10 protein-coding genes are annotated in these 9,466 nt (G+C 74.0%); 8 read left to right on the top strand and 2 right to left on the bottom strand.

Annotated features, from left to right (window positions below; genetic code table 11):
* Positions 1-100 precede the first annotated feature (100 nt).
* The 7 genes from AC0IWM_RS21970 to AC0IWM_RS21940 all read left to right on the top strand — a co-directional run bounded on the left by AC0IWM_RS21970 (position 101) and on the right by AC0IWM_RS21940 (position 6,874).
* Positions 101-1,114: an amino acid ABC transporter substrate-binding protein gene (locus AC0IWM_RS21970; protein ID WP_471758540.1), complete on the top strand. Its 1,014-nt coding sequence runs from the start codon at positions 101-103 to the stop codon at positions 1,112-1,114.
* A 50-nt stretch (positions 1,115-1,164) separates the two neighbouring features.
* Positions 1,165-2,295 (top strand): amino acid ABC transporter permease, encoded by a 1,131-nt coding sequence (locus AC0IWM_RS21965; protein ID WP_471758538.1) that lies wholly within the window; start codon positions 1,165-1,167, stop codon positions 2,293-2,295.
* Positions 2,296-2,308: 13 nt separating this feature from the next.
* Entirely contained in the window at positions 2,309-3,475 is a 1,167-nt protein-coding gene (locus AC0IWM_RS21960; RefSeq protein ID WP_471758536.1) for an amino acid ABC transporter permease, read from the top strand.
* Positions 3,472-4,200 (top strand): amino acid ABC transporter ATP-binding protein, encoded by a 729-nt coding sequence (locus AC0IWM_RS21955; RefSeq protein ID WP_471758534.1) that lies wholly within the window; start codon positions 3,472-3,474, stop codon positions 4,198-4,200. The genes AC0IWM_RS21960 and AC0IWM_RS21955 overlap by 4 nt, the downstream gene beginning before the upstream one ends.
* A 111-nt stretch (positions 4,201-4,311) precedes the next feature.
* Positions 4,312-4,770: a hypothetical protein gene (locus AC0IWM_RS21950; RefSeq protein WP_471758532.1), complete on the top strand. Its 459-nt coding sequence runs from the start codon at positions 4,312-4,314 to the stop codon at positions 4,768-4,770.
* Positions 4,771-4,918: 148 nt separating this feature from the next.
* Positions 4,919-5,776, top strand: a complete 858-nt coding sequence (gene rarD / locus AC0IWM_RS21945; RefSeq protein WP_471758530.1) for an EamA family transporter RarD — start codon at positions 4,919-4,921, stop codon at positions 5,774-5,776.
* Positions 5,777-5,854: 78 nt separating this feature from the next.
* On the top strand, positions 5,855-6,874 hold the full coding sequence (locus tag AC0IWM_RS21940) for a P1 family peptidase (RefSeq protein ID WP_471758528.1): 1,020 nt from the start codon (positions 5,855-5,857) through the stop codon (positions 6,872-6,874).
* Between the two features lie 49 nt (positions 6,875-6,923).
* Here the strand turns inward: AC0IWM_RS21940 and AC0IWM_RS21935 are convergent, their stop codons facing one another.
* Both AC0IWM_RS21935 and AC0IWM_RS21930 read right to left on the bottom strand, forming a co-directional pair.
* Complete coding sequence (locus AC0IWM_RS21935) at positions 6,924-7,208, bottom strand: hypothetical protein (protein WP_471758526.1); 285 nt, start codon at positions 7,206-7,208, stop codon at positions 6,924-6,926.
* A gap of 22 nt (positions 7,209-7,230) precedes the next feature.
* Positions 7,231-7,437, bottom strand: a complete 207-nt coding sequence (locus AC0IWM_RS21930; RefSeq protein WP_471758524.1) for a hypothetical protein — start codon at positions 7,435-7,437, stop codon at positions 7,231-7,233.
* A 436-nt stretch (positions 7,438-7,873) separates the two neighbouring features.
* On the opposite strand from AC0IWM_RS21930, the gene AC0IWM_RS21925 reads away from it, so the two are divergent.
* Positions 7,874-9,433 carry a helicase HerA domain-containing protein gene (locus tag AC0IWM_RS21925; protein WP_471758522.1) on the top strand — a complete coding sequence of 520 codons (1,560 nt, stop codon included), beginning with the start codon at positions 7,874-7,876 and terminating at the stop codon, positions 9,431-9,433.
* The last annotated feature ends 33 nt before the right edge of the window (positions 9,434-9,466 follow it).

Below are 9,466 nucleotides of genomic sequence, written 5' to 3'. Positions count from 1 at the left end.
GGAAGACGTGGGCGGGAAGACGTGGGCGGGAAGACGTGGGCGGGAAGACGTGGGATTGTCCCCCGCTTGACCCCGGCCGCCGATGCCCTGCAATGCGCGCATGCGATCCCTGTCGATCCCGCTCCTCGCCGCCCTGCTCGCCGCACCGCCGGCGCTCGCGCAGGGCGACACCCTCGCCCAGGTCAAGGCGCGCGGGCACCTCGTCTGCGGGGTCAGCGGCGGGGTGGCGGGCTTCAGCATGCCCGACGGGCAGGGGCGCTGGCACGGCCTCGACGTGGATTTCTGCCGGGCGCTCGCCGCGGCGATCTTCGACGACCCGGACAAGGTGCGGTTCATCCCGCAATCCTCGGCCGCGCGCTTCACCGCCCTGCAATCGGGCGAGATCGACGTGCTGGCCCGCAACACCACCTGGACCCTGTCGCGCGACACCGCCGCGATGAACTTTCCGGTGATCACCTTCTTCGACGGGCAGGGATTCCTCGTTCGGAAATCCCTGGACATCAGCCGGGTCAAGCAACTCGACCGGGCGACCATCTGCCTGCAGCAGGGCACCACCACCGAGCTCAACACCGCCGACTGGTTCCGCACCCGGGGCCTGAGCTACCAGGTCGTCACCTTCGCCAACAGCGAGCAGACGCTGGGCGCCTACGAATCCGGCCGCTGCGACGCCTACTCGACGGACAAGTCCTCCCTCTACGGCGAGCGCCTGAAGACCGCGCATCCGGAGGAGCACGTGATTCTCGACGAGGCGATCTCGAAGGAGCCCTTCGCGCCCGGCGTGCGCCAGGGCGACGATGCCTGGCGCGACCTCGTGGCCTGGACCCACTACGCCATGATCGACGCGGAGGAGGCGGGGATCACGCAGGAGAACGTGGACCGGCTCCGGGGCGAGACCCTGAGCCCGGACGTGAAGCGCATCCTCGGGCTCGAGGGCAAGTACGGCCAGGGCCTCGGGCTGACCGGCGACTGGGCCTACCGGATCGTCCACCACGTCGGCAATTACGGCGACGTCTTCGCCCGCAACCTCGGCGACGGGACGCCCCTGAAGATCCCGCGCGGGCTGAACGCCCTCTGGACCAACGGGGGCCTGCAATACGGGCCGCCGATCCGGTGAGGGCCGGTCCGCCCAGGCCCGGATCGACGCCGAGATCCGCGCGCGCCCTCGTGCTCCAGGCCCTCGTCGCGCTCGCACTCGCCGGGCTGGCCTATCTCGCCGTCACCAACGCATCCGAAAAACTCGCGCGCCAGGGCATCACCGCCGGATTCGGCTTCCTCGCGCGGGCCGCCGGGTTCGACATCGGCCAGCGGCTGATCCCCTACGCGGCCGCGACCTCGACCTATCTCGACGCGTTTCTCGTCGGGCTCCTGAACACCCTGCTGGTCTCGGGCCTCGCCATCGGGCTGGCCACGCTCATCGGATTCGCCGTCGGCATCGCCCGGCTCTCGCCGAACTGGCTCGCCCGGACCCTGGCGGCCACCTATGTCGAGACCCTGCGCAACCTGCCGCTGCTGCTCCAGCTCCTGGTCTGGTACGTGGCCGTGCGGGTGGCGCTGCCCGAGGCGCAGCGTCCGGCGGCCTGGGGCGGGGCCTATCTCAGCCAGCGCGGGCTGTTCCTGCCGCGCCCGGAGTTTCTCGGAGCCGCCTGGCTCGTGCCCGCAGGCGTCGGGGCGGGAATCGTCGGGGCCGCGCTCTGGGCGCGACGCGCGGCCCGGCGCGCCGGGGCCGGGGCCGGGGCCGAACCCGGCCCGGTCGCGGGGCCGGCCCTCGCCCTGGTGCTCGGCCCGCCGGCCCTGGCCTGGCTCGGGCTCGGCCTCGCCGGGCATCCCGTCGGGATCGCCTGGCCGTCCCCCGGCCCCTTCGGGCCGGAGGGCGGCCTCGGGATCCTGCCGGAATTCGCCGCCTTGCTCCTCGGGCTGTCCACCTACACGGCGGCCTTCATCGCCGAGATCGTGCGCGCCGGCCTCAACAGCGTGGACCGGGGGCAGGGGGAGGCGGCCGCCGCCCTGGGCCTCGGCCGGGCCAAGGCCCTGCGCCTCGTCACCATCCCGCAGGCCATGCGGGTGATCGTGCCGCCGCTGACCAGCCAGTACCTCAACGTGACCAAGAACTCGTCCCTGGCGGTGCTGATCGGCTATCCCGACCTCGTCCACGTCTTCATGGGCACGGTGCTCAACCAGACCAACCAGGCCGTCGAGGTCGTGGCGATCACCATGGCGGTCTACCTGACCCTGAGCCTCGGCCTCGCCGCCCTGATGAACGCCTATGACCGCCGCGCGGCCCCGGTGACGCGATGAGGTCGATCGCTCCATGACCATCGTCCGCGAGACCCTCCTGCCGCCGGCCCCGCCCCCGCGCCGGAGCGGCGGCCCCGCCGGCTGGCTCCGGACGAACCTGTTCTCGGGGCCCGGCAACACCCTGACGACGCTGGTGATCCTGGCCGGGCTGGCGCTCCTGCTGCCGCCGGTGTTCCGCTTCCTCGTCACCGACGCGGTCTGGAGCGGGAACTCGGGCGAGGCCTGCCGCCCGGAGGTCGCCGGCCATCCGGTCGGCGCCTGCTGGGCCTTCATCGGCGCCAAGATCAACTACCTGGTCTACGGCTCCTACCCGGCGGCCGAGCGCTGGCGCCCGAACCTGTTCTTCGGCCTCGTGGCCCTGGGCACGGCCTGGATGCTGTGGCTCGACGCGCCGCGCCGCGGCCTCGGGGCGGTCTTCGTCTTCCTCGTCGGCCCGCTCCTGTCGTTCTGGCTGCTCTCGGGCGGCCCGTTCTCGGGGATTCCGGTCCTGGGGATTCCGGTCCCGGGGCTGGTTCCCGTCGCCACCAGCCTGTGGGGCGGCATCCTGGTGACCCTGGTGGTCTCGCTGGTGGGCATCGTCGCCTCCCTGCCGCTGGGCATCCTGCTGGCGCTGGGGCGGCGCTCCGAGTTGCCGGTCCTGCGCTATGCCTGCATCGGCTTCATCGAGTTCTGGCGCGGGGTGCCGCTGATCACCGTGCTGTTCATGGCCAACGTGATGCTGCCGCTGTTCCTGCCCGGGGACCTGACCGTGGACCGGCTGGTGCGGCCGCTCATCGGCATCGCGCTGTTCGCCGCCGCCTACATGGCCGAGGTGGTGCGCGGCGGCCTTCAGGCCATCCCCGAGGGGCAGGGGCGGGCGGCCCTGGCGCTGGGGCTGACCCGGTGGCAGGCCATGCGCCTCGTCGTCCTGCCCCAGGCCCTCAAGGTCGTGGTGCCGGGCATCGTCAACACCCTGATCGGCCTGTTCAAGGACACGACGCTCGTCTCCATCGTGGGCATCGCCGACTTCATCCGGGTGCTGGAGGCCGCCCGCGCCGATCCGCGCTGGTCGGCGCCGACGATTCCGGCCACGGCCTACGCCTTCGCGGCCCTGTTCTACCTCGCGATCTGCTTCTCGATGGCGCGCTACGCCGCCTTCATCGAGCGGCGGCTGGCCGCCGGCGAGCGGGGCCGGGCATGACCGCGCCCGCCGTCGAATTCCGCGCCGTGAACAAGTGGTTCGGCAGCGCCCACGTCCTGCGCGCGGTCTCGCTCACGGTCGCCCGGTCCGAGAGGATCGTGATCTGCGGCCCTTCGGGCTCGGGCAAGTCGACCCTGATCCGCTGCGTCAACGGCCTCGAGCCCTATCAGGGCGGCACGATCCGGGTCGAGGGCCAGGACCTCACCCCCGCCCGCATCCCGGCGGTGCGCCGCGCCGTCGGCATGGTGTTCCAGCACTTCAACCTGTTTTCCCACCTCACCGTCCTGGAGAACTGCACCCTGGCGCCGATCCACGGGCGCGGGATCGGACGCCGGGCCGCCGAGGCGCGGGCGCGGGACGAGCTCGCGCGCCTCGCCATCGCGGATCTGGCCGCCCGCTATCCCGGCCAGCTCTCCGGCGGCCAGCAGCAGCGCGTCGCCATCGCCCGCGCCCTCTGCCTCGACCCGGCGGTGATGCTGTTCGACGAGCCGACCTCGGCCCTCGACCCCGAGATGGTGCAGGAGGTGCTCGACACCATGACGGACCTGGCCGGCCGCGGCATGACCATGCTCTGCGTCACCCACGAGATGGGCTTCGCCCGGCGGGTCGCCGACCGGGTGGTGTTCATGGACGAGGGCCAGATCGTCGAGGTGGCGCCGCCCGAGGCCTTCTTCGATCGCCCCGCGCATCCCCGCACCCGGGAATTCCTCGCCCGCATCCTGTGAGCGGGGAAAGTTGTGCCGGCGCAGGACGTCGCGCGCCCGGGCGGGCTCCGGTTCGTTAACGCCGATGCGCTAAATCCATCCCGGTACTCGCGTATCCGGGAAGCCCGTCCCTTGCGTATCCTGCGGAACATCGTCGTCGGCAGCGTCTTCGGCGGCAGCGCCCTGACCATCGCCTTCGCCTGCGTCGACCGGCTCGACCATCCGGCGCCCAAGGCCTCCGCCGCGCCGGTGGCCGCCCTCACCCGGATCCGCCCGCCCGAGCCTACCGTGACGGGCTCGCTCCCGTCCGAGACCGGCCCCTCGATCAGCGACATCCTCGGGCGCGACGCCGTCGCCCGCCAGACCGTCACCCGGCCCCCCGTGCCCAAGGCCTCCACCACGCGTGAGACCGCCACCCGGGAGACCACCGCCCGCGAGGCGACGGGCCGGATTCCGGCCAAGCCCGTGGCCAGGGTCGCCGCCGCGCCGGCCCCGAAGCCGGCCAGGAAGACCGCCGAGGGCTTCGACACCGAGCGCCTGAACGCCCTCATGCGCGGCGACCCCGCCGTCACCCTCGCCCGCACGCGCTGAGCGCGCCGGGCGCCCCCGCCATGCGCCATCCCGCACGGGCGGGTCCCTGAGCGCCTGCTATAAGCCGCGCCCGGTCCCGCCGCGGGCCGGCGGCTGGCCAAGGGGCCGGCCAAGGGGCCGGCCAAGCGCCGGCGAGGGGAGGCGGCCTTTGGGTCTGATCTACGCGCTCGGCGCCTATCTGAGCTGGGGCCTCGTGGTCCCGGTGCATTTCCGCCTGCTCGACGCCGTGCCCGCCCCGAGCATCCTGGCCCACCGCATCGTCTGGTCGAGCCTGCTCGTCGCCGGGCTGCTGGCGGCCCTGCGCCGCCGGATCCGGAACCCCTTCCCCCTGGTGCGCCGGCACGGGCTCCTCGTCCTGTCGGCCGGGCTGATCGGCGTGAACTGGCTCCTCTACCTCCAGGCCGTGCAGTCCGGGCACATGCTCGACGCGAGCCTCGGCTACTTCATCAACCCGCTGATGAGCGTGGCTCTGGGCGCCGTGGTGCTGGGCGAGCGCCTGCGGCCGGTCCAGGCCGCGGCGGTGGCGCTGGCCGCCGGCGCCGTGCTCCTGGCCGTCGCCCTGGCGGGGAGCCTGCCCTGGGTCTCCCTGGCGCTGGCCGGCAGCTTCTCGCTCTACGGGCTCGCCCGCAAGGTCGTCGGCGTCGACGCCATGGTGGGCTTCGCCGCCGAGACGCTGGTGCTGCTGCCGGTGGCGCTGATCTACCTCGCGGCCTTCGCGCCGCCGGTGATCCAGGGCGACCCCGTGCGGGCCGGCCTCGTCCTGCTCACCGGGGCCACCACGGCGCTGCCGCTGATCTGGTTCGCGGCCGCCGCCGAGCGGCTCACCCTGGCGACGCTCGGGCTGATGCAGTACCTCGCCCCCTCCTGCCTCCTCATCCTCAGCACCCTCGTCTACGGCGAGCGCCTGGAGCCGCACCGCGCCCTGCTGTTCGGGTTGATCTGGCTGGCGCTGGCGATCTACGCCGTCGACGCCTACCGCGCCGCCCGGCAGGCGCGGGGGGCCTGAGGGTCCCCTCGTCAGGGCGCGCGTCGCGTGCGATCCTGGACCCGTCCTGCAGGAGGCAACCGCCCGGTCGGAGGCGCCATGCTGAGCAACCGCATCACCGACATCGCCGGCATCCGGGTCGGCCACGCCACCGATCCGCGCCTCGCCAGCGGCGTCACCGCGCTCCTGTTCGACGCGCCCGTGGTGGCCGGGGTCGACGTGCGCGGCGGCGGCCCCGGCACCCGCGAGACCGACCTCCTCGACCCGGAGCGCACCGTGGAGCGCATCGACGCCCTGGTGCTGTCCGGCGGCTCGGCCTTCGGCCTCGATGCCGCCGCGGGCGTCGTCGCCCACCTCGCCGAGACCGGGCGCGGCTTTGCCGTCGGCCCGGCCCGGGTGCCGATCGTGCCGGCCGCGATCCTGTTCGACCTCCTCAACGGCGGCGACAAGGCCTGGGGCCGGTTCTCGCCCTACCGCGACCTCGGCCACGCGGCGGCGGTGGCGGCGACCCACGACGTCGCCCTCGGCTCCGTCGGGGCCGGGACCGGGGCGGCCACCGCGAACCTGAAGGGCGGGATCGGCTCGGCCTCGGCGGTCGTGGACGGTTTGCGGGATGTCGCGGGCTCGGCCGTGCGGGTCGGCGCCCTGGTGGCGGTGAACGCCTTCGGCCGGGTGACGATGGGAGCGGGGCCGCATTTCTGGGCCGGCCCCTACGAGATCGGCGACGAGTTCGGCGGCCTCGGCGCCCCCGCCGCGATGCCGGCCGACGCCTTCGACTGGCCGCGCAAGGCTCTGTCCGGGCCTGGGGCCAGCACCACCCTGGCGGTGGTCGCCACCGACGCCGTCCTCACCAAGGCGCAGGCGCGCCGCCTCGCCGTGATGGCCCAGGACGGCCTCGCCCGGTCGATCCACCCCGTGCACACGCCGCTGGACGGCGACGCCGTCTTCGCCGTGGCCACCGGCCGGGTCGCCCTCGCCGATCCCGTCCTCGATCTCGCGCGGATCGGCGACGCGGCGGCGCGCACACTGGCCCGCGCGGTGGCGATCGGCGTGCATCGGGCGACGGTGCCGCCCGGCTGGGCCGGGCCGCCGGCCTGGGCGGACCGCTTCGGGGGATGAGAGCCGGCCGCGCTTCCGCTCCGGGATCGCCGGCCCGGGAATCGCCGGCTCAGGTCTGGCCGAGTTCGGCCTTGGCATCCGCGACGAGGCCGGCGAGCCCCGCATCGACCTCGGCGCCGAGCATGCGGCGCTCGGCCTCCGTCAGGTCGGCCGCCCAGCCGCGCCGGCCGAAGCCCTCCGCGCACTTGGCCCGCTCGGCGGCGAGATAGGCCTCGGTCTCGGCCGGCTGCGCCCGCATGGCCTGGACGAGGCCGAACCAGGCGGCGCGCTCCACCACCGCGAGGCGCGCCCGCAGGCGGATCATCACCGCGCGTTCGGGGCTGACATCGTCCATCGGCTGCTCCGTTCCGGCCGGCTCAGCGCCGCGGTTCGCAGCGCGTCTTCACGTAGGTGCCCGTCTCGTTGCCGTGCCCGGCACTGGCGGCGAGGACCGGCCCCTGCACCAGGCATTCCTGCAGGGTGTGGGCCGGGCCGGTGATGATGTCGAGGGCCGTTTCGCGGGAGCAATCCGGGGCCTGGACGGTGGAGGCGCAGACGAGGGCGACGACGAGGATCGGGTTCATGGGCGGATTACCTGGATCAGGCCACCCGTGCGGCAAGGGCCGCCCCCCGATTCGTGTGCAACTTAGTGCCGATCTGCGGGGCGATGCCGGGCCGTGCCGGATTCCACGCGAACACATGTTCCGATTTCGTTCCCGCATCGAAGCCCGGAAGCGTCGTTCCTAAGTCGAAAGTCCCAGGACTTTCGGCCTATGCCCATAGTCCTAGGAATATGCACAGGATTGGCGGAGACCATTCGAACAGACGTGGAACGAACCGGCATTCTCCCGGTCCGCCCAAGTCCGGGATGCGGCCCCTGGCCGGTGCGGGCTGCGGCCCCTGGCCTGTGGATGCCGGCCCGGGCGGGCGGACCTGCCGGAGGGCGCGCGTGTTAAGACCTTCGTGCGAGAGCCTTGAGGAGCGCCCGGGACGAGCCCCGGCGCGGGAGCCGGAGCAGGCATGACGGTCGGCATCGAGATGGGTCTGAGCATGGGGCCGGGGGCGGAGCCCGCGCGCCTCGATCTCGAGGAGCTCCTGGCCACGCGTCTCCTGGTCCAGGGCAATTCGGGCTCGGGCAAGTCGCACCTGCTGCGGCGCCTGCTGGAGCAGAGCGCCGGCGCGGTGCAGCAGGTGGTGATCGACCCCGAGGGCGACTTCGTCACGCTGGCCGAGGCCTACGGCCACGTCGTGGTGGACGGCGCCCACGGGGAGGCGGACCTCCAGGCCATCGCCGCGCGGGTGCGGGCGCACCGGGTCTCGGTGGTACTCACCCTGGAGAGCCTGGACATGGAGGCGCAGATGCGCGCGGCGGCCGCCTTCCTCGGCGGCCTGTTCGAGGCCGAGCGCACCCACTGGCACCCGGCCCTCGTCGTGGTCGACGAGGCGCAGATCTTCGCCCCCGCCGCGGCCGGCGACGTCTCGGACGAGGCCCGCAAGGCCTCGCTCGGCGCCATGACCAACCTGATGTGCCGGGGCCGCAAGCGGGGCTTGGCCGGCATCATCGCGACGCAGCGCCTCGCCAAGCTCGCCAAGAACGTCGCGGCCGAGGCCACCAACTTCCTGATGGGCCGCACCTTCCTGGACATCGACATGGCGCGGGCGGCCGACCTCCTCGGCCTCGACCGGCGCGGCGCCGAGCGCTTTCGCGACCTCTCGCGCGGCGAGTTCGTGGCCCTCGGCCCGGCGGTCAGCCGGCGGCCGCTCGCCCTGCGCATCGGCCCGGTGACGACCTCGGCGCGCTCGGGGTCCCCGAAGCTGGTGCCGCTCCCCGCCCCGGCGGATGCGGACCTGCGCGCCCTCATCCTGACCCGCGCGCCCGACGAGCCGGCGCAGGGCTGGGCCCCGGCGCCGCGCACGCCGCCGACGCCGCGGGCCACGCCGGCCGACCTCATGCGCGAGCTCAGCGCCTACCGCCCCGAGCCGGTGGAGGCGCCCGAGCCCCTGAGCGAGGAGGCGGTCCGGGCCGGGCTCGACGCGGTCCTGCGCGGCATCGCCGCCGACCCGGATGCCGGCGGCCAGCCGGTGGCGGTCATCTACCAGGACTTCCTCGTGCGCTGCCGGATGCGCGGCCTCGACGGCGAGGCCATCAGCCTGGCCGCCTTCCGCCGCCGCCTCGGCGTCGCCCGGGCCGGGCTCGACGGGGCCGACGTCGCCCCGGACGAGGCGGACGGGCGCTGGGAGGAGGCGCAGGGCGTCGCCGCCACCCTGCCGGACGAGGTCCAGGGCCTGTTCCTGCTCCTCGCCCGCGCGGCGCTGGCCGGAGAGCCCTGTCCCGGCGACGAGGCCCTGGCGCGCGCCATCGGCAGCCGCTCGCCCGGCCGCGCCAAGCGCCTGCTCGCCTATGTGGAGACCCGCGGCACCATCGTGTGCCGCATGGATTACCGCGGCAACCGCATCGTCGCCCTGCCGGCCCTGAACTGCGAGACCGGGCCGGGCGACCCCAAGGCGCCGCTGGAGGCGAGGCCCGGCACGCCGGCGGCGCCGGAATCCGGCCTGCCGGGCCTGTTCGCCGCCGAGTAGGCCCCGGGGAGACCCCCTTCGGGATCCGCGCCG

It is taken from the genome of Methylobacterium sp. AC433, from assembly GCF_979253015.1.
This window is presented reverse-complemented; position numbering and strand designations above follow the sequence as displayed.